Origin of the sequence: Cohnella terricola, assembly GCF_007786475.1 — a bacterium.
In the GTDB taxonomy this organism is placed as follows: Bacteria; Bacillota; Bacilli; order Paenibacillales; family Paenibacillaceae; genus Cohnella; species Cohnella terricola.
In genome coordinates this window covers 462,310-487,294 of the sequence record NZ_VNJJ01000002.1, presented here as the reverse complement: position 1 = coordinate 487,294, position 24,985 = coordinate 462,310, and the positions used below count along the sequence as shown (strand labels likewise).

Below are 24,985 nucleotides of genomic sequence, written 5' to 3'. Positions count from 1 at the left end.
ACTCGAGAAAGTTATGTAAAGCGAGGCGCTTCGATATGAGTAAAAGAATCGTGTTGATTTGGATCGTATCTATGTTGTTATCCGCCTGCGGAGCAAGTGATACGTGGGAGGACGAGGAGGTACACGAAGTCAGCCATCGAATCATGGCAGACGATGTCCGTGCGGACTGGAGCGTTGCCGAATTGCAAACGCCCAGCTCGGACAAGATGAAGATCATTCGGCTAACGATCGGGAGGCAGGACGGATCGGCGATCGACGAGTTCGATGTCACCCATGATAAAATGCTGCATCTGATCGTCGTCAGCGACGACCTATCCTACTTCGACCATATCCATCCCGAATACTTAGGGGGCGGCGTATTCGAAATCGAGCATGAATTCCCGCAGGGCGGCGAATATCAATTGATCGCCGATTTCAAGCCGGTTGACGGCGACGCCACGACGAAGAGCCAACGCGTTCGGATCGCGGGCAGGCAGACGCAGTCCGTCCCGATCGTGCCGGACGGGAGCTTGGAACAGAACGCGGACGGAATTCGGGTCAATCTTGCGATAGATCAACTGACACCGAGACAGGACGCGACGCTTAAGTTTTCCATGACGGATGTTAAGTCGGGTAAGCCGATTACCGATCTACAGCCGTACTTGGGCGCAATCGGACATGTGGTAATTCTTTCCGATGACGGCGAGCGATATTTGCACGTTCATGCCGAGGAAGACCAGGGAACGGGGCCGGACGCCGTATTCGAGACGCAGTTTCCAAGAAGCGGCGTTTATAAAATATGGGGGCAATTCCAGCATAACGACCAAGTGATTACGGTTCCTTATGTCGTGAAAGTCTAATAAATCGCATTCGAATGACTGAATCCGAGTCGCCATATAGGCGCTCGGATTTTTTGGCATGTTGAACAATTACTCGCATCATGCACGTGATGCGCACGCTCGAGAAAAATCATTCGATCGAATTCGAGAACGCGACAGACTCACTTCTCGATCGCGGAAGTGGCGGAGCGGGTCGGCTTTACGAATTCGTCCTATTTCTATCGCATGTTCAAAAAGCAGTACGGGCTCACCCCGACGGACTTCCGCAAGAGCGGGCACGGGGGAGAGCTGGCGGATACGGCGGATTGACTACTGATCCGAAGTAACTGGAGCGGATTTTTCTTGCCTTGTCGGATTATAACGGACGTAGATACCGCTAACTGGGTGAAAATGGGCCATCTAGAATTGTAATGGACGCAGATGCCGCTATTTTAGTAAATATGACTGAAAAAAGGGGGCTGGAGGAAAAATAGCGGCTTGCAGGTCCGTTAACTATTAAATTCAAGCAAATAGGACGAAATAACGTCTCCTAGGTCCGTCAGCGTTTGAGATTAATTACTTTCCTTCAATAAGTGAAGCTATTGGAAGATCACGTTCCGATATTTCTTTCATCATTAATATCACGTTATTGAAATGATTACTTATTTCATCATCGATAACCTGTTTACTAAAAGAATCAATCCCCGAGTTCCTTATTGCACGCTTCTCACTTATTAAAGATGATGTCTTTTTGTAAAGGTGAATCAATTCTTCATCAATGCAATTTGAATATTGGTTCATTTGCTCACCTCCTCTCTTTGTGAATAATATACACAAAGAAAAGAAGGATTACGTCCTAAAAACGTCGAATGCTGTCTTACCTTTGAAACGGTTAAGCGTCGTATGCGACGCCGGTGATCTCCTCGTATTGAGCCGCAGGAATACTTCCTGCCCGGCCTCTTGCGTCGTTACCTGAACTCTTTATATTCCTTCGGCGAGCAGCCGATGAACCTCTTGAAGATGTGCGAGAAGTACTTGTAATCGCTGAATCCAACCTGCTCGGCGACCGTCGAGGTTTTGGCCCCGGGTTCGGTCAGGAACGTTTTGGCTTTTTCGATACGGTAACGGTTCAACCACTCGATGAAATTGACACCCATTTCCTCCTTGAATACGCGGCTTAAATAATTCGGCGTAACATATACGACGGCGGCCACGTCCGCTTGGCTGATATCCTCGCGGTAATGCTCTTCCATATACCGGATCGCGGTTTTGATGATGCCTTTGAACTTATCGTTCTTGGACTCCTGGACGAGCGTCGTTAACCGAAACAGCATTTCTCCCATCCACTCCCGAAGGTCCTCGAGCGTGTCGAACCGTTCGATTTCCCGATAGGGATGAAAATCCGCTCCAATCACTTTGGCGGTATCGATGCCCATCTCTGCTATGCTGCTGGCCGATACGAGAAGTAGTCGTCCGCAGATGCTTCTAATCTTCTCGGCGTCGACCTGCAAGGCAAGGAAACGTTCGAAAATTTGATGGATTGCCTCGTTCAGTCCTGCCGTATCCAGCGTTTTGATACATCCCGTAATCACTTTCTCCTCGTTGGAGGGGTAAAGCACGGCTTGCGCCTGGGCGGGTTCTTTCGGCTCGCGATAGTGGATCAGGCTGTCTCTGCCTTTGTATATCTTGGTTTTGAGAGCGGAGAAGGCTTCCGCATATGCTTCGCCCAAGTCGGTCATCCGGTTGCGGGTTCTCCCGATCCCGACGGATACGGATAGCTTTAAGTATTTCTTGACGTTATGTTGTATTTCTTTGCATAGGCCTTCGATGAAGGTCGAGGATAACGTATCGCCGCAGACTAATCCGATAAGATGATCGAATTCGCTGTATCCAACAAGACCCGACGCCGCGGACAGAACGAGTTCCTCAGATACGTTCATGACGGAAAATCGGATCAGCTCCCGTTGGGATGCCGGCAGATTCTCGGTCATGAGGGCAAAATCGTCGATGTCGATAGCTAACACACTGTATTGACGGCCGATCAGCTTCACCTGCAACGACTCCGCTTTCTCGTACACGGAACTCGGATCCGCGGTGCTGCCTCTCACGATGAGATGAATAAAATCGGATTTGATCTTGGGGTAGTTTTCATTGAATACATGATCACGGGAGAGTTGGCTGCGCTTAACGGCTTCGTCTTGCCGAATTTCTTCTCTCAGACGCACCAGCAGAGAGGACAGTTCTTCCGCTCCCACAGGTTTAAGCAAATATTCTTGAATGCCGAGGCTTAGAGCTTCTTTCGCGTAACTGAATTCCTCATGGCCGCTCAGAATGACGATTCGCGTATCGGGGAGCTTCTCTCTTAGTTGCCTCGAGAGCTCGAGACCGTCCATGAACGGCATGCGAATATCGGTGAGTACGATATGAGGCTTCAATTGCATGCATACCGTTAATGCGTCTACCCCGTTCGCCGCCTCGCCCACGAACTCGAGTCCGAAGACTTCCCAGTCTATTGAAGTTCGAATGCCTATGCGAATCGTCGGTTCATCATCGACCAATACCATTTTGATCATTGTGCGCGCCTCCTTGGATGAGCGGTTGACGGACGATAACGGTCATTCCATGGCCCGGAGAGGTCTGGAATTGAAGCCCGTAATCGGGGCCGAAGAGAAGCTGGATCCGATCGTTGACGTTCTTGATCCCGAAGCCTCGATTCGCGCTCTCTACTTTATTCAGCAGGGACAATAGCTCGGCTTCGTCCGCGCCGATTCCGTCATCGGAAATTCGGTAAACCAATTGTCCGTCCTCCTGATCGATTTGAATGCGGATCGTTCCCCCAGAGCCTTTTTTCTCGATACCGTGCACGATGGCGTTCTCGACCAGAGGCTGCAGCACGAGCTTGACGACTTGGGACGATTGCAGTTCGCTCGATACTTGTATGTCGAATTGGATGCTGTATCTCTTTTTCTGAATGATCAGATAGGATTTCAAGTGTTCGATCTCTTGTTCGACATTTGTCAGATCGTTGCCGCTGTTTAAGCTCAGACGGAACAGCTTGGATAACGCCTGAACCAATCGGGAGCTTTCGAAGGCTTTCTCCATGCGGCACATCCAGTAGATCGTATCCAGAGTGTTATACAGGAAATGGGGGTTGATCTGTGCTTGCAATACTTTGATCTCGGCTTCTTTTTGTTTTAAGCGTCCGGTATACACCTCGTTAATGAGCTCGCGGAGGCGTTTCGACATCCGGTTAAAGCTTGTCCCGATCAGCGCGATCTCGTCATTGCCTTTGATTGGAATGTTGACGTTGAAATTTTCCTTCTGCAGCTCTTTCATCGATCTGCTGATCAAGTTGAGAGGGCTGAGCACATGATGAGAGAAGAGGACGATCATGAGCAAGCAGACGACGAAGCAGCCTAATACCGTATAGAAAGTAAAGTTCCAGATCGTCTTCGTATCGCTGAACAGTTCGTCCATCGGCACCAGATTGATCAGCTTCCAACCGGGCCGGGACAGATTGTAGTAGGTTTGTATGTAAGGTTTGCCGTTTAACTCGGAGCGGAAGTAACCGCTGCCGTTTTGATAAAGCCTAGGATCGTCATAGTCCTCGTTAAGCTTTGTGCCGATCTTTGACTTGTCGAGCGATGAAATAATATTTCTGTCGCTGTCGATGATGAAAAAATCGCTGTTGCCGCTTAGAAGTTTGCCTTTGAAAATATCGGAGATTTGCTGCTCGGCGACGTTGATCTTGAGAATGGCCAGGTCGGAGGACAGATCGTCGATATTTTTCAGCACCTTGACGTAAGAAAACACCCGCATCTCGTTATGGTTGTATTCCTCCACGACGTCCGCGATCCATTGGCCTTCGCCGCGCAGGGACAACAACTTTGACTCCTGTTCCGGCGTGATCGTATTGGCGCTGCTTGCGGAATCGAATACGAGTCCGTTCATCCCTTGAACGTAAATCGAGAAGATGCTCGGTCGGAACACGACAAAGCTGTTGACCAATTTCTGCGCGCCCAATAAATAGTTTTGCGAGCTTTGGATTGTGGCGCTAGGCACCATGAAGTAGGACATCAAATCTTTGTTCTGCCATAGATAAAGAGTGGACGTCTTCATATCGTTTAACATGAAATTAATATTTTCCCCGATCTGCTGAACGGTGTTCAGATTGGAGTGACTTACTTTCTCCTCGATGACTTTCGTCGATTTGCCATACGAGAATCCGCTTACAAGGATTAACGGAATGAGCACGATAACGAGTGAGAAAGCCATGATTTTGTATTGCAAGCTGAAAAATTTGATTTTGAGCATAAGTCCTCCTGTTGGCGGTGACCGAACTCTATTACGCGGAATGGCTTATTTTTCTTCTAATATAAACAGCCTAAATCTCCTTTGCAAAAGATTTATTGCCGATCTCGCGCTTTCCGCGAATCTCGAATAAATCGCGGATATAATTATAGAATCGCGACCTGTGAAATTCATTGTCCCCTTCGTATAATGAAGACGCAAACCGGAAACGGGATACAAAATCATATCGATCACAGGAGGAAGTCATGAAAGCAAATCGTGTGAAAATGACGGGGTTATCGGTGGCGCTTGCCGTAGGGATGTCCGTATTGGCGGGCTGCGGTGGGGACAACAACAATTCGAATAATACGGCGCCTTCCAACAGCGCGAACCCGGAAGTAAACGCTTCGTCCGAACCTTCCGCATCTGCGCAGGAGCCGGTAAAAGTCACGTTCATGAACATGTGGCCGAAAGACAGCACGGAAAATATCGCCACAACCGTACGAGCGGAACTGGCCAAGTTCCAAGCGGATCATCCGAATATTATCGTCGAAGAAGAGTCGATCGGCGATCAGAATGCCTACTACACGAAATTGAAAACGCTCGCCGCTTCCAACGAGCTTCCGGACATCTTCATCAGCAAAGGGTCCGAGCTGGCGATGTTCGCGAAAAATGAGACCGTCGCCCCGCTAGACGACCTTCTCAGTGCAGACGCGGATTGGAAAAATGGCTTTTTGCCTTCGTCGTTCAACGACTTGAGCAGTGGGGGACATACTTACGGCGTTCCGTTCTCAATGTTGGCCACTTCCGTCATCTACTACAATAAACAGTTCTTCGCGGACGCCGGATTCTCCTCGTTCCCGCAAACGTGGGCCGAACTTGAAACCGCTATCGCCAAGATCAAAGAGAATGGAATTACTCCGATCGCCCTAGGCAATAAGGAACAATGGGTAGCGGAATCTTGTATTCTGAGCGCTCTCGGCGACCGCTTCACGGGAACGGACTGGTTCACGAGCATCAACGATAAATCAGGCGCCAAGTTCACGGATGCGGATTTCGTCAACTCGCTTGAAGCGTTTCAAAGTCTGGCCAAACAAGGCGCCTTTAACAAAGATATGAACAGCATTAACAACGATCAGCAGAAAACGCTCTACTTCAACGGGAAAGCCGCCATGTTCATGGAAGGAAGCTGGGCGATCGGATCGGTCATGGCCGCGCCGAAAGAAATCGCGGACAACACGGAAGTCGCGGTGCTTCCGTCCGTCGAAGGCGGCAAAGGAAACGCGATGGCGACCTCGGGCGGAGCGGGCTCAGGTTATGCGGTAGGCGTCAAAGGCTATGGGGAGAAGAAAGACGCGATCGCCAAAGTATTAAAAGCGCTGAGCGGAGAGGGCTTCGCGAAGAGCATGGCCGAGAAAGGGGAGCCGGTCGCCTTTACGGTAACGGATTACGACAAGAGCAACGTCAGTCCGCTGGCGGTCAAATACGCGGAATTGTCTTCCCAATTGCAATTCACGCCGATCTACGACTCTTACCTGAATCCTGCGCTGGTCAGCGTCATGAATGCCGGCCTGCAAGATCTTCTTATCAACGGAGTAACGCCGGAGGCGCTCGCCAAGAAAATTCAGGCGGAGTACGAGAAAACAAACTGACATCCTAGTCGAATCCCAGATCTATGCCATTCGGGAACGCCGGTTCCCGAACGGCATTGAAGGAGCATAAGGCAATGAACCGAAGCACGTCGCTCAAAATATCGAGGCTGGGATTAATCGGATTATTAGGTCCCAGCCTCGCCATTTACGCTTTCGTTATGATCGTTCCGCTCTTTCTGTCGTTCTATTACAGTCTGACCGATTGGATGGGCGGGCCGACGAAAACCTTCATCGGATTGCATAATTACGAGTTGTTGTTAAAGGACGAAGACTTCTGGCATTCCTTCAAGAATAACGTCATCATCCTGATTCTGACGTTGATCGTTCAACTGGGTCTGGCGTTTCTGTTAACGACGTTGTTCGTATCGAAGACGATGCGTCTGAAGGAGCTGCACCGGACGGTCATCTTCTTCCCCGTCGTCTTGTCCGCCGTCGTCGTCGGTTTCGTATGGCAGATGATCTATAGTCACGATTACGGCGTTCTGAACGCCGTGCTGAAATTCATGGGCTTGGAATCGGCCATCCGGCCGTGGCTGGACGATCCGAAGATCGTCATCTATTTGGTCACCGCGCCGCTCATCTGGCAGTATCTCGGCGTTCCTCTCATGATCTTCATGTCCGCCGTGCAAGGAATCCCGAAAGACATCTACGAGACTTGCGAATTAGACGGTTGCACCGGTTTCAAGAAAGCCCGGTACATTACCTTCCCGCTCATCTACGACACGATCAAAGTGGTCATGATGCTGAGCATTTCCTCGAATATGCTCGTCTTCAGCCATATTTACGTCATGACGGGCGGAGGACCCGGGACGAGCTCCATGGTGCTTGCTCAGTACGCGTACAAGACTTCTTTCTCGAGCATGCAGCTAGGATACGGCAGCGCGGTAACGATCGGCATGTTTATTCTTAGCTTCGGCATCGTGATTCTCTTTAAGCGGTTGGCGGAGGTGAGGAACTCTTGAGCATCCGGCAACCGTTTAGAAAATTGGGAAAGCTTGCGTTTAACGTGGGCATGGCGATATTCTCTTTCGCTTGCGTGTTCCCGATCATCTGGATCATCTATTCGTCTTTGAAGACGAAGGACGAATTTATGTTAAATGCCGTTAAACTTCCGGCCCACCCGGAGTTTCGCAACTACTACAAGGCGTTCGTGGAAGGCAAAATGGCCCATTACTTTATCAGCAGCGGTCTGAACAGCGTGATCGCAGTCGTGGTCGTCGTCTTCCTGTCCTTTTGCGCGGCGTACGCGCTGTCCAGATTCCGCTTCAGATTCAGGAACGCGATCTATACGTTTTTCATTGCCGGTATGCTGATTCCGGTTTATGGGCTGCTCGTTCCGCTGTTCCTGCAATTCAAGCAGTTCGGTCTTTACGATAAGTTCTACACGTTGATTATTCCGTATATCGCGATTAGACTGCCTCTGCCGATTTTTCTGCTCGAGAGCTATATTCGGTCGGTGCCGGTCGAATTGGACGAAGCCGCTCACATGGACGGGGCTTCCAAGTTTTATTCCATGACGCGGATTCTGTTCCCGATATGCCGACCGGCGATCGCCACCATCGTCATTCTAGTGTTCCTCGACACATGGAACGAGTTTCCGTTCTCCCTCGTTCTCGTCACGAACGAAGCGTTCAAGACGCTGCCGGTCGGTCTCACCAATTTCTACGGTCAATATACTTCTGACTATACGACGTTGATGGCGGCCATGGTGCTATCGATCTTGCCGGTTTTGGCCGTGTACCTCGCGTTCTACAAATATATCATTCAAGGCATGACCGCCGGAGCGGTCAAAGGATAATTCTACGAACAACCGAATCTCAAGGAGAGAAGACATGATCATCAAGAGGAACGAGCACAACCCGATTGTCATGCCCGGCGGATATGAGTGGAGGAAGGCCGCGGTATTCAACCCGGGAGTCATACGAGTCGACGGAAAATTCTATATGTACGAGAGAGCCGCTGGCTCCCTTCGTCCTTTTCAGACCAGTATAGGCTTGCTTGAAAGCGATGACGGCGTGTTTTTTACCGCTGTCAAAGACGTTCCGATCTTCAAGGCGGAGATGCTCGGGTATCCCGGCGGAAGCGTGGAGGACGCCCGCGTCGTGCATATGGACGGCACTTATTACATGTGCTATGCGCTGCAGCCATACTCATTCGATTGCTGGCCGACCGGGACGGGATTACCGAGCTATTACCCCGAACATTATTCCGAATGGGCGGATAACGGCGTGGAACCGATGATTACGCGTTCCGGAATTGCGGTATCGAAGGACGGCATTCATTTCACTCCGCATAGTTATACGACACCAGCAGAGATCGACGACAGAGATAACGCTTTGTTTCCCGAGAAAATAGGCGGGCGGTTTGCCCTTCTTCGCAGGCCGATGCAATACGTCGGAGAAAAGTACGGCACGAAATCCCCGGGCATCTGGATCAGCTACTCGGACGATTTGCTGGAGTGGAAGGATCCGGAGTTGGTTGCGGTAGCGGAGAATCCCGAGTGGGAAGGCACAAAGATCGGTGCCGCGGCGACTCCAGTGAAGACGGACAGAGGCTGGCTCGTGCTCTATCACGGCGTCGATTCGCAGTCGATCTATCGGGTTGGCGCGCTGATGCTGGATCTGGAAGATCCGCGGAAGGTGATCGCAAGAACGCGTCTTCCGATTATGGGACCGGAGGCGTACTACGAACGGATCGGATTGGTTCTGCCCAACGTCGTATTTCCTACGGCCAACTTGGTCGTCGATGATATGCTCTATATTTATTACGGATGCTGCGACACCAGCATCGGCCTTGCGACGGTTTCCGTTAAGGAATTGGTAGATCATATATTTAATCAGCGGTAGTTTTTTCATTCAGGCTAGGATGAAGCCGGACGAGAAATCAGGTGCAAGACCTGAGATTTCATCCGGCTTTTCGTTTAATCCAGAAAGGCCATAGAAGCCACGATCAACAATAATACCCCGCTAATCAGCGTTCCGAACTGGCCTATGTTGAATTTACCGATATGGACATGGTTTAACCTCACGCCGAACATTACGCCGGCCCATACTGTTACAAAGCTGCCTACAGCGGCCAATATGGAAATGACCAGAGGAGAAAACCCGAGCAGACCGGCCCCGATTCCGTTCGTTAACGCATTGGCCGAAAGGGCGACTCCCAAGACGACGGATTCAAGCCAGCCAATGCTTGTAGAACCGTCGGGATTGGGTTCGCCGGAACCGTTGATTAGCTTTGACCAACGCCCGGATTTCCGGGTGCTCTCATGGCCGGACGCTTGAGGCTTGCGCGGAACGGCCAACAATATAATCCGAATGCCGATAATGACAAGGATGAAAGCACCCAATACGACGGGAAGGATTCCCGGGAGTGCTTGAGAAATCCACATTCCGAAGTAAATCCCGCACCCGCTGAAAAGAAAACAAATGACGGATATCAACAAGTTGGAAAGCAGGCTGATACGGATATTGCGTATACCGTATGATAAGCCGACTCCCAGATTATCGATGCTTGACGAAAAGGTTAAAGCCGCAATAATTAACCATGATGTCATATCCAAAACTCCTTTGGCTTTTTATTTTTCTCCTCTTTCAAGCTGCCGCCGCCTCATCTCCATCGTATTTAAGAAAAGTCAGACATCATCCAAGTCACCCCCGAAGTTGATTCTCATCCCAAAGCATTATATTAGCGTTGTTGAGAAAAGTGCCTGTATGAGCATCAACTGTTGATAAAAAAGAAGCAGTCGGATCCGTACATTCAACGCGTTATCGATGCGTGATCGTCACACTGTTGAGATTTCTTCAACACTTAGCCGTCAATTCAAGCACGCCCGCTCAACAGTTGAATAAAGTGTTAACAAACACGAGACTTTCACTCAAGGGCGGAGGGTGTGCAATGGAATATGTTAAAGCTTTTCTTAAAGGATTAGGATTCGGCATGATCGCGGTTGGAGCGCTTCCGATCCTCTTGTTCAAATGCATGATCGATCTCCAGAAATAAAAATATCTATACGCTTATAAAAACTGGAGATTTCAGGTCATTCGACCTCGATATCTCCGGTTTTTTCCATGCTTATCCTAATTGTGTGAAAAAGTTAATCCTGCAAGCGCTTCAAGATGTGATATATTTTTACAGGAGTCTTAAAACGTTAGGATACGACGATCATTTTCTCGGGAGGTTATCATGCTCCGTAGTAGCAAGCTTATTCGCGGGCAATTGCTCGTTGCATGTATTACCCTGCTCCTGCTATACATCGCGCTGCCGGCGGCTTCCGCCGCCAGTAAGTCGGGAGCCTCCGTGGCGAATAGCGTCACGATTAAAGTCGATGGAACGGAAGTAAAGCTAACCGACCCGGTGCGGGTATCGGATGGAAGATTGTTTCTGCCGATCGCGGACCTGGCGGTCTTGTTCAAGGCCAAGACCGCGTGGGATTCCGACAATGAAGCCATCACGATCAATACGGCGAATAAAGATACAATCGTGCTGAGCAACGGAGTGCCGGTCGTTTACTTCAACGAGGGACGCTACCGGATGGATACGGCGCCTTTTGTCGTGGATGGCCGAGTATATATTCCGCTTCGCCATGTCGCGGAATTGTTGCATGCGAAGGTTAAGTGGGATGCGGATGCGCAATTGGCCGAATTGGAGACGGTCAATCCGGTCGTCGTGAAGGAAGATTACGGCTTGACGGAGATCGGCAAGGAGTATAGCGTCAATAAATCTGTTCTATTAAAGCGGAACGGCTTGAAAGAAGCCGGCGAAGCGACGGAAGGGACCGCGCTGAAAGTCGTCATTCCTTCGATATTCGACCAAGAGGCTGCCCCTTTCTCCGATGAAGACTACCGCTTGCTGGCTAAGCTTGTTCAGGTCGAAGTCGGCTACGAGACGTACGATAGCCAGCTTGCCGTGGCGAACGTCGTGCTTAATCGCGTCGCGGACTCGCGTTTCCCGGATTCGATTCGCGATGTGATCTATTCGGGCAAGCAGTTCCCGCCCGCCCACAACGGATTGCTCGACAAGAGCACGCCGAACGCGAGCGTGCTGCGCGCCGCCAAGGATGCGTTAAACGGGAAGAACAACGTGCGCGACGCTGTTTATTTTTATAACCCGAAAGTGACTAAGGGCGCTTTCTGGTCCGGTCTCGAGACGATCGGAACGATCGGAAGCCATCGGTTCGCGAAATAAGTATGGAAAAGCAGAACGGGATCTGGCGCCTTAGCGTCCGGATCCCGTTTTGCTTTTCGCCACAGCGAATGCTCGCTGTATTAGTGATGATTAACATCGTTATCCATTCAAAATTAGGGCCAATGAGGCATATTAACGATGTAAAATATCGTACTTAGACCGGTTATCTCTTCTCTCAGCGGTCTGGGAGCAATAAGTAGGATGATAAACATCGCTAATCCGTAGCAAATGCTGCCCACAGAACTCGATAGCGATGAAAATCATCGTATTCACAATTACGTGTAACAAGGAACCCCCCGACAGGCCGTTGCGGCTTGCCGGGGGGTGATTTGCGTTTATTTGCCGCCGCGCAAGCCGGCAGCCGTGATCTCGAGCTTCTCTCCGGGAGCAAGCGCGCTTCCGCACTGGCCCTGAGCTTCTAGGCGCCGCACGAAAGCTTCGGAATCCTGGCGGATTGGCGGGAATGTGTTGTAATGGACTGGGATGACGTGCTTGGCGCCATACCATTCCGCTGCCTGCAGCGCATCGTCCGGCCCCATCGTGAAGTGGTCTCCGATCGGCAGGATAGCGACATCGATCGAATGCCGTTCGCCGATCATCTTCATGTCAGAGAACAGCGCCGTGTCTCCGGCGTGCAACAGCGTCAAGCCTTCGGCCTCGACGATGAAGCCGGCGGGCATGCCGCCGTAAATGATTTGGCCATCCTCCAGGAAAATGCCCGAGCTGTGGAAAGCCTGGATCATTTTGACCTTGGCGAAGCCCAGATCGACCGTACCGCCGATGTTCATGTCGATCGTTTTGAGCTTTTTCCAGGACATGTACGTCGCCAGCTCGAACGTCGCGACGATCGTAGCCTCGTTAGCGCGAGCGATCGGCTCCGCGTCGAGAATGTGATCGGTATGCGCATGGGTCAGCAGAATATAGTCGGTGCGAATGTCTTCCGGTTTCGTCACCGCCAGAGGATTGCCCCGCAAGAACGGGTCGATGAGCAAGGATTTACCTTCCGTCACGATCTGGATGCAAGAGTGTCCGTGGTATGTAATTTCCATGGTTCATCCTCCTTTTAGCCGTCTAGGCTTCCAAGTTGATTAACTGCCGATTTAAAGCGACTTGATTTAATTGCAGATCTTCCATATAAGCAATTACTCTCGTCTGCAGTTGCTTCACGATGTCCCGTTGGAGCTCCTCGATACGGTCTTCGGTGCAGAAAGCCGAGCAGGACAGCGTGCCGTTGGCATATTGCTTCGTCTCGATCGTAGCGGTGTTCAGCTTCTCTTTGTATATTCTTTTCACGGCGCCTTGCTCCGGTTTGATCTCGTAATACCGATTCGTCTCGAGAAGCAGCTTCCACGGAACAACCTGAACGTCGTACCGGTCCTTGCTCAATTCTCCAGTAATTCTTACGATGCTCACAATGAAGTTCCTCTCAATCGATCATAATTCGCATGATAATCCCAGAATAGACCATTGGAACATTTTATCATAGTTTACTGCAACGCGCTGACGCTCGAACGTTCTGCAACGGAATCGTCACATCTTCGAATTAAGCGTGATTCCTTCTTCTTCGTCTGCTCGCGGCGTAGATGCTCATCATGACGAATCCGGCGATCGCGCCTCCGATATGCGCCCAGATGTTGATATTCGGCAAGATAATCGAATAGATGAGACCGAATCCCAGCATAAAGAAGATCGTTTTGCGCGTCGCTTCGTCCAATGCGAATTTGCGGAATACGGCCAGGAACAAGTAAGCGCCGAACAAGCCGTAGATCGCACCCGAAGCGCCGACGGAGCCATAATCCGAGCCCGCTTTTATGATCGTGGTCATGATGTTGCCGGCGATTCCGGATAATAAGTAAAAGACGAAATAACGGAAATGCCCGAGCAATCTTTCCAGCGGAGGAGCGAATACGAGAATGGAAAAACTGTTGAACAGAATATGGTCCCATCCGCCATGCAGGGCGATCGAAGTGACGTATCTCCAAGGCTCGTCTAATCCATACCGGTTGAACACGTGCTCCAAGTAGTACATGCCTTTTATTGTCCATTCTTGATCCAGGAACAGATAATCGATCACAAATACGATCAGGTTAAGCGCCAAGATGAAGGAGGTAACGGGGTAAAATCGGATATAAGTTTTGAATGATTCGTTACGTTGGAAAATCATCGGTCATCCCGTTCCTTCCCTCGTTCGTTATATCCCATACTATACCATTCGATATTCATTTTCTCCAGAAAACAGGAAACCGGCCGATCTCGTTACAAGCATCTGGAATCTTTGCCCACTCCCTGCTAATATCGATAGTGGACTCGCAATCGCGGGGGCGACTTCGGGGAGGTTTACGACATGGATTGGCTTTCCTTGTTTCTAGGTCTTGTGCTTATTCTGAATATGGCTCTCGCTTCCGTCGTCATCTTCCGGGAACGAAGGGACATCGGCTCGACTTGGGCATGGCTGCTCGTACTATATTTCATTCCCTATCTGGGTTTTATCTTATATCTGTTTCTCGCGCAAAATTACAAGCGCATCCGGTTGTTCGAATGGAAAGAAATCGATCGGATCGGAACGAGAGAGGAAGCGCGGGAACAATTGGCTCGGCTAAGCGAAGGCGAGAGCGTGATGCGCAACGTTTCGGCGATCGAATATCGAGAACTCGTCGTCATGCATCTGAACGCGAATCATGCCGTTCTATCCGAGAACAACGGAGTAGAACTGCTTATGGACGGCAAGCTAAAATTTGAAAGTCTGTTCCGCGATATCGCAGAAGCCAAGGATCATATACACATCCAATACTACATTATTCAAAGGGACGAACTTGGCGCTAAGCTGATCAAGGCGTTGACGGAGAAAGCACGCGGCGGCGTCACGGTACGTTTGTTATACGACGAATTGGGATCGAGAAGCGTGAATAAGCGTTTCTTGCAGGAGCTTCGCGATGCGGGCGGGATCGCGGAGGCGTTCTTCCCTTCGAAATTTCGCATGATCAACTTTCGGTTGAACTATCGGAACCATCGCAAGCTAGTTATCATTGACGGCAAAGTCGGATACGTAGGCGGTTTTAACGTTGGAGACGAATACCTGGGGCTGGCTCCGAAATTCGGATACTGGCGGGACACGCATTTGCGGATTCGGGGCGAAGCCATCCATGCGATGCAGATCCGGTTTATTCTCGACTGGAATCAGGCCTCGCGCGCCGATATACATTACAGCCCGAATCTATTCCCGGAGCCGGAAGCCGCGGGGACGGCGGGCATGCAGATCGTGTCCAGCGGTCCAGAGTCGAAGCTCGAATATATTAAGAACGGCTACATCAAAATGATCTCTTCCGCCAAACGTTCCATTTGCATCCAGACACCTTATTTTATTCCCGACGCCGGTTTTCTGGACGCCGTTCGCATTGCGGTATTATCTGGCGTCGAGGTGAAGATCATGATTCCGGACAAGCCGGATCATCCGTTCATCTATTGGGCTACGCTATCCCATATCGGAGAATTATTGAAGTTAGGGGTGTCCGTCTACCTCTATCGAAACGGCTTTATCCATGCCAAAACGATCGTCGTGGACGGGAAGATCGCCTCCGTCGGCACGGCGAACATGGATGTAAGAAGCTTTAAGCTGAATTTTGAAGTGAACGCGTTTATTTACGACGAGGACATCTCAGAAAGGCTGGAGGAAGCGTTCAAGGAAGACGTCGATCAGTCGGAGGCACTTACTCTTGAACGGTACGCGCAGCGCTCCAGATGGATTCGCATCAAGGAATCCGTATCCCGGTTGGTGTCTCCGATATTGTAATCGGCATGCATGATTTAAAGTTCGACCAATCGGAAACTTTTTCCGGGTTAGCAACGTTATTCCATAAGATGAATTAAAGGCGAGAACGCCCAACTCTTATATTGGAAGGTGAGTCGGTGAAAAGATTGATTTTGTTATTGGCCAGCATGTTGTTGATCGGGGGCGTCACCCAAGCTGCTTCGCCCGCGACCGTAACGGCCGCATCGGCAACAAGCACTGGGCAATTGAACGGAGATCGGCTTAGGTTCGCCTATGCGGACGAAACCGGACAGCGATTGTTGAATCCTGAAGGCGACGGCAAGAAAAGGTACGCGCAGGCGATCTACGCTCCTGGCAAAATCGCGGACGTGCGATACGTAAAACAGCAGAAGCGTGCGGAAGATAGCAACGGCAGGCAAAACCAATGGAATTTCGATCGGGACGCTGGCGAGCTGTATGCCGTCGTTAAAGGAAAGATCCCGGGGAACGAAAGTGTGCTTCTGGCGGAAAAAGGCGCTTTTCAAGGGCATGAATTTCTGAATTATAAGCCCTTAAGCAAAGGGGCGTTCGCGAAAGGCGATATCGCCGGCATTGAGAAGGCAAAGAAGCGTAAGGTGGCTCAACAGGCGTTGCTGGGTCAAGTCTCCAAGAATTTGCAGATCGGACTAGTGACGTTCGAGAGAAAGAAGGGGCAGAAACCGCTTGCCAGTCTCGTCCTGAAAACCGAGTCTGGATTGCTCTTCGAGGACTTCGAAGGCAATGACGACGATCAATCTACTTGGCGTGTGGACGACGGAGGAACGATCGCGCCGGATATGTTCAAGATTCTATTCGTCACGAAGTCTAAAGCCGGATATGCGCTCAGTTATGAATGGATCGGCGAGGAAGGCTACTCGTTGACGGTTTTGCAGCAAAATAAGACGAAGTTCCGTTCCGTGATGCATGGTTATCGTTACGCTGCTCCGGTGTAACAACCTGTGGATCAATTAGCGCATTGCGGAGCAAGAATAAGTAAGAGGCGCGGCCTTAGCGAACAGGTCCGCGCTCTTTTTGTATGGATATGTGGATAAAGCTGTGGATAAGGTGTGTGCATACTGGGGATATCTCGCAGAGTGTATATACCCAGAACGGCGCAGCTTTGTTGGGCGGCACCCTCCATTGTCGCAAAAAGCGACAATAGCGGTGAGTGAAGGAGGCAATGCCCTCTCATTGTCGCAAAAAGCAGCAATGGTGACGAGAGAGGGAGGCAATCGGCTCTCATTGTCGCAAAAAGCAGCAATGGTGACGAGAGAGGGAGGCAATCGGCTCTCATTGTCGCAAAAAGCAGCAATGGTGGCGAGAGTGGGAGGCAGCCGGCTCTCATTGTCGCAAAAAGCAGCAATGGTGACGAGAGAGGGAGGCAATCGGCTCTCATTGTCGCAAAAAGCGACAATAGCGGTGAGTGAAGGAGGCAATGCCCTCTCATTGTCGCAAAAAGCAGCAATGGTGGCGAGAGAGGGAGGCAGCCCCCTCCCATTGTTGCAAAAAGCGACAATGAGTCGGCGTAGCCATTCAAAAGCTCGGTTCAGTCCTTCAGAAGAGTTCCAGAGTTCCGCGGTCCGGCCTGTCAAGGGCGCTTCATAATATCGCGCTTAATCCTTCAGCATCTCGGGTGGCACGGGATCGAGATTCGGCTGCGATGGAACAATAATATACTCGTTGCGGCAGCTTGCGTTGAGGGTAATCTGCATTTCGTGGCAGATGGATTGATGAATAAACGTAGGGGAAGGGCTCATCAGTTCCAGAACGCCGTTTGAAATCTCGTAGCGATTGCCATCGTCGGCCATGTTCGCGTACATCTCGTAAGTCACGGGGGACTCCTTCACGAGTTCCTCGTACGTTTTCTTTTTCATTGCTCGGTCCCCCGATCCATGATCAAAAAAACACCCCGCAAAGAAACACTTTTCGTGTTCGGCTTTGTGAGGTGGTTCCCCGGTATGATTTCCTTTATTATGCCTTGCTGGAATAAATCTGTCAAAAAAACATCTGCCTACTATCCGTACAGCGCAATGCCGACCAAGCCGGAGATCAGGACGACCGAGATCGGATGCTTACGCAGGAAAACAAGAGCGCCCAAAGATCCGGCGAAGATCAGAATTTGACTCCACGTGAACCAGTTGAAATCCGTCGTCATTCCGGAATGCTGCGCGAACACGATTGCGGCGTATATGATCATGCCCGCGACCGTGGGCCGGAGTCCGAAAAAGGACGACTTTACGAGCGCGTTGTCCCGGAAGCGGAAGAACAGTTTTCCGGCGGCGAGAATTAAGATCAGGGAGGGCAGGATGATCGCCAACGAAGCGACGATTGCCCCGAAGATGCCGGCTTGGTGGTAACCGACGGCTACCGCGATGTTGGCGGCAATCGGACCGGGCGACATGCCGGCGACGGCCACGATATCCGCAAGCTGCGACGCTTCCATCCAATGGTACCGATTCAGTACCTCTTCCTGAATGAGCGGAATCATGGCGTATCCGCCGCCGAAGGAGACGGTTCCGACCATGAAAAAAGTAAGAAACAATTCGATAAGCATGCCCATTCCCCATTATGTCAAAGTTATATCATGTAGTCGTACACGGGTTCCTCTTCTTCGAGCTTCGTTTTCTTGCCGCGCAGCGTTCTGAGCTTCACGACTCCGATTCCCGCAAGGGCACCGAATGCAACCAGCCATATCGGATGTATTCCGCCTAAGAGCAACAAGCAGGCAATCGCGCCAAGTGCTCCCGTTGTGAAATCGACGATGGCGGATTTGCCGATCTTGATGGCGGCGTAGGCGATCAGCGCAACGACGGTAGCGCGAATCGAGAGGAAGGCGGCTTCGACCTTCGGATTGTCCTTTATATGAAGGTATACGAGCGATAGCCCGATCATCAAGGCGAAAGTAGGAAGAAAAATACCGAGAAGAGCGGCCAAGGCTCCGCCGACGCCGGCGATCCGGTAGCCGATGAAGGTGGCGGAGTTGACGGCGACCGCTCCGGGCACGGAGCCGGAGACCGTGATCATATCGGCTACTTCGCGAGAGCTTAACCATTTGCGCTTGTCGACGATCTCCCGTTCGATGGCCGGAATGAGTGCGTAACCTCCACCGAAAGTAAAAGGCCCCATCTTCAGAAAGGTTAAGAAAATCGATCCTAGCTGCTGCCATTTCACATTCATCTGTGTTCTCTCCTTCCTGAGCTAGTATATCATCTTTATTTCATTTTGGATTTAAGTTTCCCGAAAATGGTCTATCAAAAGTTTTTATATCGGTTATATGACCTATCTTGATTTCGAAATTGTATTTAGTTTGCGAGGGGGCATATGGAAAGGGCGCGCTTTCATGCGAAAGAAGGCCAAAGAAGTGACTTGGTTGGTGGATGACAGGGCGTGCGTGCGAACGAAGGCCAAAAAAGTGCCTTGGTTGGTGGATGACAGGGCGTGCGTGCGAACGAAGGCCAGTAGCCGCACTGCGTAATATTCGATATAATATTCTAATGTAAATTTCCAATGAGATTACTTGGTTAAGGGAGGCATTCCCTTGCAGCGAACAAACGAACTTACGTCGCCGAAACAGTTGATCTATTCCCACATCGCCGAGCATGGCGTCGTCTCCAAGGCGGAGCTGCTCGCCCGGTTTTCGATGACCAGCAGCACGCTGACCCGGCTGTTGGAGGAAATGGTGTCGGAGGGGCTTATTCTTGCTTCGGGTTTCGGGCCGTCAAGCGGCGGCAGAAGACCGATTCTATATGAAACGAATCCGGAGTTCGGTTACTTCTTCGGATTGGAAATTTCCCGATTTTCTTCTTCTCTCGGGTTCTTTGACGTGCGGATGAACCCGATGTCGTTCACGCGATGGCGCATGGACGAAGCGATGACACCTGAGCGCGTCGTCGACCATGTCGCCGCGAACATGAAAGCGATCCTAAGCGATCATAAGATTGATCCGCGGCAAGTGGTCGGCGTAGGCATAGGCGCCGTCGGACCGCTCGATCGGGAGCGCGGGATGATTTTGAAGCCGCTGTATTTTTCCTCTCCGGGATGGGTCGATGTTCCGATCTGCAAGATGATTGAAGAGAGAACCGGTTTTCCCGCGATGCTCGAGAACGGGGCGAATGCGGCGCTCATGGGGGAACAGCGGGCAATGCGAGGATCGAAGCCGATGCATATGCTGTATGTTCATGCCAGCGTCGGATTACGTTCCGCCATGATGTCTTACGGCCAGATCATACACGGTTCGATCGACATGGAAGGGGCGATCGGCCAAATGATCATTCAGACGGACGGTCCCCGTCTGAACGAAGACGGCAACTTCGGCGCGCTCGAAGCGTTCGTGTCCGTGCAGGCGCTCGAGAAGCTGGCGCAAGCTAGGGCGAAAATGGGCGGACAAGCCTGGACGGACAAGCTGCGGGTGCCGCCCGACCAAATCCGGTACGATCATCTGCTGCAGGAGCTTCGCCAAGGTAATCCGCCCGTCGAAGAAATGTTCAGGCAAGCCGCGTCGTACCTTGGAATCGGCTTGGCCAACATGATCAATATGTTCCATCCGGAAATGGTCGTGCTCGGGGGCGCTTTGATGAACTCGTTCGACCGCTTCTACGAGACGGCGATCGAGATCGCGCGTAAGAACATTTATTATTATCCCCAATACGAGCCGGTATTTACCAAGGGCGAGCTGCGGGAGGATGCCGTGGCGACAGGGGCTGCTTTCATGGTATGGAAAGGGATGAAAATCCAATAAACAGCCGGAAGTGTCGACAGTACAAAATAGATGTGAACCGTATGAGCATGTGGTAAGATGTGGGGGCATTGTCCATTTTCGATAAATCATTCATAGCTGAAGGGGAGTTACATCAATGCCGCAAATCGACATGCCGCTTGAGCAACTAAAGCAATATCAAGGCATCAATCCGCGCCCGGACGACTTCGACGCTTACTGGGAGCGCGCGATTGCGGAGATGCGGGCCGTCGACCCTCAGGTCGAGCTTGTGCCGAGCCCATTCCAAACGCCGACCGCCGAATGTTTCGATCTTTATTTCACCGGCGTACGGGGAGCGCGAATTCATGCGAAATACGTTCGTCCCCGCAACGCAACAGAACCGCATCCCGTCGTCGTACTCTTTCACGGATATACGGGGAATGCGGGCGACTGGGCCGATAAGCTGGCGTACGCTTCGCTCGGATTTTCCGTACTCGCCATGGATTGCCGCGGTCAAGGCGGTTCGTCAGAAGATACGGGCGGCGTCAAAGGCAATACCCACGACGGCCATATTATCCGCGGGTTGGACGATCATGAAGACAATCTGCTGTTTCGCCACATTTTCCTGGATACGGCGCAGCTTGCGGGAATCGCGATCGGACTGCCGGAAGTCGATCCGGAGCGCGTCTATGCGGCGGGTGCTTCCCAGGGCGGTGCGCTGACGATCGCATGCGCGGCTCTTGAGCCTAGAGTGAAGAGGCTGGCTCCCGTTTATCCGTTTTTGACCGACTACAAGCGGACATGGGAGATGGATTTGGCGAAGGACGCTTACCAAGAGCTGAGAACTTTTTTCCGTCATTTCGATCCGCTGCACGAGCGCGAAGACGATATTTTCACGAAGCTCGGTTATATCGATCTCCAGCACTTGGCCAACCGGATTCGCGGCGACGTGCTGATGTTCGTCGGGCTGATGGATACGATCTGTCCGCCTTCCACGCAATTCGCGGCATATAACAAAATAACCGCTCCGAAGCAGTTGGTCGTTTATCCGGATTTCGGACACGAGCATCTGCCCGGCGCGACGGACAGGACGATTCGTTTCTTCCTGGGCGACAATTGAGGCAGACTATCGAATGAAAACGCTGGCGGTGGGCTTGTTCGGAATATGCGGCGCCATGTTGCGATATTTAATCGGGTTATGGGCGCAAGACTGGTGGGCGTCGCCGTTTCCGTTCGGTACGCTAACCGCGAATTTCCTAGGCTGTTTGTTCTTGGGGTGGTTTTCCGGCTGGGCGGCTTCGATCCCGAACATGCCCGCGTGGCTCCGATTAGGGATCGGCACGGGTTTCGTAGGCGCGTTTACGACGTTTTCCGCGTTAAGCATGGAGTCCGTTACTCTCGTTCAAGACGGCCAATTGGGAGTAGCATTGCTTTATGTGCTAATCAGCTTATTCGGAGGGCTTGCCTTGGCTTGGATCGGCCATGGGATATCCCGGCGTTATGCTCGTCGACCGGCGAAAGGAGATGAGCCACGATGATCGGCCATCTCCTTCTTGTGGCCTCCGGAGGGTTCTTCGGAGCTTGCGCTCGTTATGGAATAAGCGTTTGGATGAATCGCCGTTTTCCGTCCGCTATGCCGTGGGCTACGCTGATCATTAATTTGACCGGTTCATTCCTGCTCGGATTATTGGCTGGCGGGGCATGGGGGGACGCCGTTTATTTATTGTTCGGGACGGGATTTATGGGGGCTTATACGACGTTCTCGACTTTTAACGTCGAGAACGTCCAGCTCATCGAAAAGAAAGAGTGGAAGATATTGTTCCTTTATATCGGGGGCAGCTATTTTCTCGGAATATTGCTGGCATATGCCGGATTCGTCTGGGGAACCACGCTCGGGAACGGCTGAGCTGCAGCTTAACGCACTTTGACGATCAGGGAAGAATCCACGTCCCGAATCGTTTTTCTTCCGGATATCGCCAGTTGAAGCTCCGTCTCCGCGATCAAATGCCGGATGACCTCCTCGACGCCGGCTTTCCCCGCGACGGCCAATGCGTAAGCATAGGGGCGGCCGATCAGAACGGCTGAGGCGCCGAGCGCGATCGCTTTGAGGATATCGGCTCCTCTGCGGATGCCGCTGTCCATCAATACGGGAATTTTGCCGTTTACGGCTTCGGCTACGGAAGGAAGGGCGTCGAGGGTGGCCACCGCTCCGTCTAGCTGTCGTCCGCCATGGTTGGATACGATAATGCCATCGACTCCGTGTTCCATCGCCATCACGGCGTCGTCCGGGTGAGTAATGCCTTTGATCAACAACGGAAGCCGAGTCTGATCGCGAATAAAATCGAACTCTTTCCAAGTGAAGCAGATATTGTTTCCTTCATCGAGCGCAAGTTTGACAGCCTCCTCGACGTTTTCCTCGGGAGGTTGTTTGAGTTGGCTGCGGAATACCGGATCGCTGAAATAGTTGCCCATTCCTTGCCCGGTCAGGAAAGGCAAATAAGCGTTCTGCAAATCCGTTTCCCGCCAGCCGAGAAGGGTCGAATCTACGGTTACGACGAGTGCGCTATAACCGGCCTTCTCCGCCCGCTGCAGAAAGCTGACGGTCAGTTCGCGATTTTTCGGCGGATAGAGCTGGAACCACCGCGTATGGTCCCCCATCGCTTCCGCGACCTGTTCGAGCGATATGCTGGATACATTGCTTAGAATATAAGGGATGCCTAGATTCGCCGACGCCAGAGCGGGAGCGGTCTCCCCGTCCGGATGCAGGATCGTGTTAACCCCGATGGGCGCAAGCAAAAAGGGAACGGGCAATTGGCGTCCGAACAACGAGACGGAGAGATCGCATTCGGAAATATCGCAGCATATTCGCGGGCGAATCCGATAGTTCTGAAAGGCGTCTACGTTGCTGCGCTTCGTATCACCGGCGCCCGCCGCGCCATGCACGTATCCGAAAGGGGAAGCCGCCAGAATTTGTTTGGCCCGTTCTCTCCATTCGTCGTACGAGACGGGCAACTGCTTGGCCGCGTCGTCTCCGCATCGATACCTTTTCATTTGGATTTCTTCGCTTTGAAACGCCAATTCGCGCACCTCCGCAATCGTTTGTGTATTCATTTAGTCCTACCCCTATTGGATAAGCTTTATAACGACAAAAAAACCGTCTCGTCAATTGCGAGACGGCTTTTCGCCGAAGGTTCGATTACGGGCAAGGAAACAGCAAAGTTTGAATCGCGTGAGCCGGGATGGAAGTTTCCGCAATCTCGTCGTTGTTGCGAAGCGTAAACGGCACTTGTTCGTCAGTGCGGTTTAGCACGATGACAGCGATCGTGCCGTCTACGTTCTTGAAGGCCGTCGTTTCGAGTTTCTCGGAATATTTGGTGCAGCCGATTCGGACTGCGCCGGGGCGGATGTACTTGCTGAAATGGCCGATGTAATAATAAGAGCTTTGGTAAGTGAGCGTGTCCGTCGTGGTATCGGCGATAATCGGCGCGTCGCAGTAGTTGCCGACGTGGTTCGGGCCGCCTTGCTCGTCTAGGACGATGTTCCAGTCGGTCCATGCGGACATCCAATTGTTCAGATTGCCGATAATATCGTGGGCATAACGTTCGCCGCTGCGCCAAGAACCGAGCTGGACGCCGCCTTCGTGGCAGCCTTCCGTGAAGATAAGTTGTTTATCCGGGAAGCGATCATGGACTGCGGATAACGCCTCGAAGTGGTCGCCGGAATACCAGTGGAACCCGGCGCCCCAAATATACTTCGACGCTTCAGGGTCCGAGAAGGCGATTTTCGCGCGATCGTAGACGCGTTCCTTGTTGTGATCCCAGATCATCAGCTTAATGCGGGATAGTCCTGAGGATTCAAGGGCTGGTCCCAGATGGTTTTTGACGAAGTCGCGCTCTTCTTCGCCCGTATAGATGCAAGAATCCCAGATCTGTACCGCTTTAGGCTCGTTCTGTACGGTCAGACCCCAGATCGGCAGCCCTTCCGCTTCGTAAGCTTCGACGAATTTGACGTAATAGCGGGCCCACACGTCGTTGTATTCCGGCTTCAGCTTGCCGCCGTTGTTCATTTCGCCGTTCGTCTTCATCCAGACGGGCGGGCTCCAAGGCGAGGCATATAACAAGAATCCGTCTCCGGCCGTCGCAGCCGCTTGTTTGATATAAGGGATCAATGCTTCTTTGTCCCGGCTGATATCGAAGCTGGACAGGGATGGATCTTCTTCTTCGACGTAGGCGTAGTTGCCGAGGGAGAAGTCACAGCTATTGATATGCGTGCGCGCGATCGAATAACCGATGCCGTTCTCCGCATCATAGTACGCATCGATAATCTCGTTGCGGTTTTTCTCGCCGAGCTTGGCCGCCGTAACCGCGGAAGCTTCGGTAATCGCGCCGCCGAATCCGACGATGGTCTGATAGTTCAGATCTTCGTAAATATTGATTAACTGCATTTCCACGCCTTTTTCGTCTTTGCGGAAAGCCAGGGAGCTTTTCTCCGTCAGTCTGTCTTGGGAATGCTGTTCGCTTTGAATGACTCTAATTGATCTTTGGCTCATGCTTCGTCAGCCTCCATGACTATAGTTATT

General features: G+C 51.6%; 26 protein-coding genes. 14 read left to right on the top strand and 12 right to left on the bottom strand.

The window, feature by feature from the left end; all coding sequences use genetic code 11:
• Positions 1 to 35: 35 nt before the first annotated feature.
• Positions 36 to 839 (top strand): hypothetical protein, encoded by an 804-nt coding sequence (locus FPZ45_RS05390; RefSeq protein WP_144699172.1) that lies wholly within the window; start codon positions 36 to 38, stop codon positions 837 to 839.
• A 108-nt stretch (positions 840 to 947) separates the two neighbouring features.
• Positions 948 to 1,127: a helix-turn-helix domain-containing protein gene (locus FPZ45_RS05385; RefSeq protein WP_144699170.1), complete on the top strand. Its 180-nt coding sequence runs from the start codon at positions 948 to 950 to the stop codon at positions 1,125 to 1,127.
• 246 nt (positions 1,128 to 1,373) lie between these two features.
• On the opposite strand, the gene FPZ45_RS05380 is transcribed toward FPZ45_RS05385, so the two are convergent.
• The 3 genes from FPZ45_RS05380 to FPZ45_RS05370 all read right to left on the bottom strand — a co-directional run bounded on the left by FPZ45_RS05380 (position 1,374) and on the right by FPZ45_RS05370 (position 5,111).
• Complete coding sequence (locus FPZ45_RS05380) at positions 1,374 to 1,598, bottom strand: hypothetical protein (RefSeq protein ID WP_144699168.1); 225 nt, start codon at positions 1,596 to 1,598, stop codon at positions 1,374 to 1,376.
• A 167-nt stretch (positions 1,599 to 1,765) separates the two neighbouring features.
• The gene (locus tag FPZ45_RS05375; protein ID WP_144699166.1) at positions 1,766 to 3,370 is read right to left on the bottom strand and encodes a response regulator; all 1,605 of its coding nucleotides are present in this window, start codon (positions 3,368 to 3,370) and stop codon (positions 1,766 to 1,768) included.
• Positions 3,345 to 5,111, bottom strand: a complete 1,767-nt coding sequence (locus FPZ45_RS05370; RefSeq protein ID WP_144699164.1) for a sensor histidine kinase — start codon at positions 5,109 to 5,111, stop codon at positions 3,345 to 3,347. The genes FPZ45_RS05375 and FPZ45_RS05370 overlap by 26 nt, the downstream gene beginning before the upstream one ends.
• Positions 5,112 to 5,353: 242 nt before the next feature.
• Here FPZ45_RS05370 and FPZ45_RS05365 point away from each other — a divergent pair, with 242 nt between their 5' ends.
• From FPZ45_RS05365 to FPZ45_RS05350, 4 genes are all read left to right on the top strand, one after another.
• Entirely contained in the window at positions 5,354 to 6,739 is a 1,386-nt protein-coding gene (locus FPZ45_RS05365; protein WP_144699162.1) for an extracellular solute-binding protein, read from the top strand.
• A gap of 74 nt (positions 6,740 to 6,813) precedes the next feature.
• Complete coding sequence (locus FPZ45_RS05360) at positions 6,814 to 7,701, top strand: carbohydrate ABC transporter permease (RefSeq protein WP_144699160.1); 888 nt, start codon at positions 6,814 to 6,816, stop codon at positions 7,699 to 7,701.
• Positions 7,698 to 8,537, top strand: coding sequence for a carbohydrate ABC transporter permease (locus FPZ45_RS05355; protein WP_246120331.1), 840 nt, complete (start codon positions 7,698 to 7,700; stop codon positions 8,535 to 8,537). Before FPZ45_RS05360 ends, FPZ45_RS05355 begins: the two co-directional genes overlap by 4 nt.
• Positions 8,538 to 8,571: 34 nt before the next feature.
• Positions 8,572 to 9,585, top strand: coding sequence for a glycoside hydrolase family 130 protein (locus FPZ45_RS05350; RefSeq protein WP_144699158.1), 1,014 nt, complete (start codon positions 8,572 to 8,574; stop codon positions 9,583 to 9,585).
• Between the two features lie 74 nt (positions 9,586 to 9,659).
• On the opposite strand, the gene ytaF is transcribed toward FPZ45_RS05350, so the two are convergent.
• Entirely contained in the window at positions 9,660 to 10,292 is a 633-nt protein-coding gene (ytaF, locus tag FPZ45_RS05345; RefSeq protein ID WP_144699156.1) for a sporulation membrane protein YtaF, read from the bottom strand.
• Positions 10,293 to 10,921: 629 nt separating this feature from the next.
• On the opposite strand from ytaF, the gene FPZ45_RS05340 reads away from it, so the two are divergent.
• Positions 10,922 to 11,923 carry a cell wall hydrolase gene (locus FPZ45_RS05340; RefSeq protein WP_144699154.1) on the top strand — a complete coding sequence of 334 codons (1,002 nt, stop codon included), beginning with the start codon at positions 10,922 to 10,924 and terminating at the stop codon, positions 11,921 to 11,923.
• 335 nt (positions 11,924 to 12,258) lie between these two features.
• Here FPZ45_RS05340 and FPZ45_RS05335 read toward each other — a convergent pair whose 3' ends face one another.
• From FPZ45_RS05335 to FPZ45_RS05325, 3 genes are all read right to left on the bottom strand, one after another.
• Positions 12,259 to 12,972, bottom strand: a complete 714-nt coding sequence (locus FPZ45_RS05335; protein ID WP_144699152.1) for a metal-dependent hydrolase — start codon at positions 12,970 to 12,972, stop codon at positions 12,259 to 12,261.
• A 22-nt stretch (positions 12,973 to 12,994) separates the two neighbouring features.
• The gene (locus tag FPZ45_RS05330; protein ID WP_144699150.1) at positions 12,995 to 13,336 is read right to left on the bottom strand and encodes a hypothetical protein; all 342 of its coding nucleotides are present in this window, start codon (positions 13,334 to 13,336) and stop codon (positions 12,995 to 12,997) included.
• Between the two features lie 130 nt (positions 13,337 to 13,466).
• Complete coding sequence (locus tag FPZ45_RS05325; protein WP_144699148.1) at positions 13,467 to 14,087, bottom strand: rhomboid family intramembrane serine protease; 621 nt, start codon at positions 14,085 to 14,087, stop codon at positions 13,467 to 13,469.
• Between the two features lie 180 nt (positions 14,088 to 14,267).
• Here FPZ45_RS05325 and cls point away from each other — a divergent pair, with 180 nt between their 5' ends.
• The 3 genes from cls to FPZ45_RS05310 all read left to right on the top strand — a co-directional run bounded on the left by cls (position 14,268) and on the right by FPZ45_RS05310 (position 17,315).
• A complete protein-coding gene (gene cls / locus FPZ45_RS05320; protein WP_144699146.1) occupies positions 14,268 to 15,713 on the top strand; it encodes a cardiolipin synthase in 1,446 nt (481 codons plus the stop codon).
• A 116-nt stretch (positions 15,714 to 15,829) separates the two neighbouring features.
• A complete protein-coding gene (locus FPZ45_RS05315) occupies positions 15,830 to 16,663 on the top strand; it encodes a hypothetical protein (RefSeq protein WP_144699144.1) in 834 nt (277 codons plus the stop codon).
• Between the two features lie 187 nt (positions 16,664 to 16,850).
• Positions 16,851 to 17,315: a hypothetical protein gene (locus FPZ45_RS05310; RefSeq protein ID WP_144699142.1), complete on the top strand. Its 465-nt coding sequence runs from the start codon at positions 16,851 to 16,853 to the stop codon at positions 17,313 to 17,315.
• 8 nt (positions 17,316 to 17,323) lie between these two features.
• On the opposite strand, the gene FPZ45_RS05305 is transcribed toward FPZ45_RS05310, so the two are convergent.
• The 3 genes from FPZ45_RS05305 to FPZ45_RS05295 all read right to left on the bottom strand — a co-directional run bounded on the left by FPZ45_RS05305 (position 17,324) and on the right by FPZ45_RS05295 (position 18,887).
• Complete coding sequence (locus FPZ45_RS05305; protein WP_144699140.1) at positions 17,324 to 17,584, bottom strand: hypothetical protein; 261 nt, start codon at positions 17,582 to 17,584, stop codon at positions 17,324 to 17,326.
• A gap of 140 nt (positions 17,585 to 17,724) precedes the next feature.
• The gene (locus FPZ45_RS05300; protein ID WP_144699138.1) at positions 17,725 to 18,264 is read right to left on the bottom strand and encodes a chromate transporter; all 540 of its coding nucleotides are present in this window, start codon (positions 18,262 to 18,264) and stop codon (positions 17,725 to 17,727) included.
• Positions 18,265 to 18,287: 23 nt separating this feature from the next.
• Positions 18,288 to 18,887: a chromate transporter gene (locus FPZ45_RS05295; RefSeq protein ID WP_144699137.1), complete on the bottom strand. Its 600-nt coding sequence runs from the start codon at positions 18,885 to 18,887 to the stop codon at positions 18,288 to 18,290.
• 361 nt (positions 18,888 to 19,248) lie between these two features.
• Between FPZ45_RS05295 and FPZ45_RS05290 the strand changes: the two genes are divergently transcribed.
• The 4 genes from FPZ45_RS05290 (at position 19,249) to crcB (FPZ45_RS05275) (ending at position 22,312) form a co-directional block, all read left to right on the top strand.
• Positions 19,249 to 20,448: an ROK family transcriptional regulator gene (locus tag FPZ45_RS05290; protein WP_246120330.1), complete on the top strand. Its 1,200-nt coding sequence runs from the start codon at positions 19,249 to 19,251 to the stop codon at positions 20,446 to 20,448.
• Between the two features lie 115 nt (positions 20,449 to 20,563).
• Positions 20,564 to 21,526: an alpha/beta fold hydrolase gene (locus FPZ45_RS05285; RefSeq protein WP_144699135.1), complete on the top strand. Its 963-nt coding sequence runs from the start codon at positions 20,564 to 20,566 to the stop codon at positions 21,524 to 21,526.
• Positions 21,527 to 21,539: 13 nt separating this feature from the next.
• Positions 21,540 to 21,944, top strand: a complete 405-nt coding sequence (crcB, locus tag FPZ45_RS05280; protein WP_144699133.1) for a fluoride efflux transporter CrcB — start codon at positions 21,540 to 21,542, stop codon at positions 21,942 to 21,944.
• Positions 21,941 to 22,312: a fluoride efflux transporter CrcB gene (gene crcB / locus FPZ45_RS05275; protein WP_144699131.1), complete on the top strand. Its 372-nt coding sequence runs from the start codon at positions 21,941 to 21,943 to the stop codon at positions 22,310 to 22,312. The genes crcB (FPZ45_RS05280) and crcB (FPZ45_RS05275) overlap by 4 nt, the downstream gene beginning before the upstream one ends.
• A gap of 8 nt (positions 22,313 to 22,320) precedes the next feature.
• Here the strand turns inward: crcB (FPZ45_RS05275) and FPZ45_RS05270 are convergent, their stop codons facing one another.
• Both FPZ45_RS05270 and FPZ45_RS05265 read right to left on the bottom strand, forming a co-directional pair.
• The gene (locus FPZ45_RS05270; protein WP_246120329.1) at positions 22,321 to 23,517 is read right to left on the bottom strand and encodes an alpha-hydroxy-acid oxidizing protein; all 1,197 of its coding nucleotides are present in this window, start codon (positions 23,515 to 23,517) and stop codon (positions 22,321 to 22,323) included.
• Between the two features lie 85 nt (positions 23,518 to 23,602).
• Positions 23,603 to 24,955, bottom strand: a complete 1,353-nt coding sequence (locus tag FPZ45_RS05265) for a glycoside hydrolase family 30 protein (RefSeq protein ID WP_144699129.1) — start codon at positions 24,953 to 24,955, stop codon at positions 23,603 to 23,605.
• Positions 24,956 to 24,985 lie beyond the last annotated feature (30 nt).

Coding starts and splice junctions, on each gene's coding strand:
- FPZ45_RS05390 (WP_144699172.1), top strand. CDS start 36: ATGAGTAAAAGAATCGTGTTGATTTGGATCGTATCTATGTTGTTATCC.
- FPZ45_RS05380 (WP_144699168.1), bottom strand. CDS start 1,598: ATGAACCAATATTCAAATTGCATTGATGAAGAATTGATTCACCTTTAC.
- FPZ45_RS05375 (WP_144699166.1), bottom strand. CDS start 3,370: ATGATCAAAATGGTATTGGTCGATGATGAACCGACGATTCGCATAGGC.
- FPZ45_RS05370 (WP_144699164.1), bottom strand. CDS start 5,111: ATGCTCAAAATCAAATTTTTCAGCTTGCAATACAAAATCATGGCTTTC.
- FPZ45_RS05365 (WP_144699162.1), top strand. CDS start 5,354: ATGAAAGCAAATCGTGTGAAAATGACGGGGTTATCGGTGGCGCTTGCC.
- FPZ45_RS05360 (WP_144699160.1), top strand. CDS start 6,814: ATGAACCGAAGCACGTCGCTCAAAATATCGAGGCTGGGATTAATCGGA.
- FPZ45_RS05350 (WP_144699158.1), top strand. CDS start 8,572: ATGATCATCAAGAGGAACGAGCACAACCCGATTGTCATGCCCGGCGGA.
- ytaF (WP_144699156.1), bottom strand. CDS start 10,292: ATGACATCATGGTTAATTATTGCGGCTTTAACCTTTTCGTCAAGCATC.
- FPZ45_RS05340 (WP_144699154.1), top strand. CDS start 10,922: ATGCTCCGTAGTAGCAAGCTTATTCGCGGGCAATTGCTCGTTGCATGT.
- FPZ45_RS05335 (WP_144699152.1), bottom strand. CDS start 12,972: ATGGAAATTACATACCACGGACACTCTTGCATCCAGATCGTGACGGAA.
- FPZ45_RS05325 (WP_144699148.1), bottom strand. CDS start 14,087: ATGATTTTCCAACGTAACGAATCATTCAAAACTTATATCCGATTTTAC.
- cls (WP_144699146.1), top strand. CDS start 14,268: ATGGATTGGCTTTCCTTGTTTCTAGGTCTTGTGCTTATTCTGAATATG.
- FPZ45_RS05305 (WP_144699140.1), bottom strand. CDS start 17,584: ATGAAAAAGAAAACGTACGAGGAACTCGTGAAGGAGTCCCCCGTGACT.
- FPZ45_RS05300 (WP_144699138.1), bottom strand. CDS start 18,264: ATGCTTATCGAATTGTTTCTTACTTTTTTCATGGTCGGAACCGTCTCC.
- FPZ45_RS05295 (WP_144699137.1), bottom strand. CDS start 18,887: ATGAATGTGAAATGGCAGCAGCTAGGATCGATTTTCTTAACCTTTCTG.
- FPZ45_RS05285 (WP_144699135.1), top strand. CDS start 20,564: ATGCCGCAAATCGACATGCCGCTTGAGCAACTAAAGCAATATCAAGGC.
- crcB (WP_144699133.1), top strand. CDS start 21,540: ATGAAAACGCTGGCGGTGGGCTTGTTCGGAATATGCGGCGCCATGTTG.
- crcB (WP_144699131.1), top strand. CDS start 21,941: ATGATCGGCCATCTCCTTCTTGTGGCCTCCGGAGGGTTCTTCGGAGCT.
- FPZ45_RS05270 (WP_246120329.1), bottom strand. CDS start 23,517: ATGAATACACAAACGATTGCGGAGGTGCGCGAATTGGCGTTTCAAAGC.
- FPZ45_RS05265 (WP_144699129.1), bottom strand. CDS start 24,955: ATGAGCCAAAGATCAATTAGAGTCATTCAAAGCGAACAGCATTCCCAA.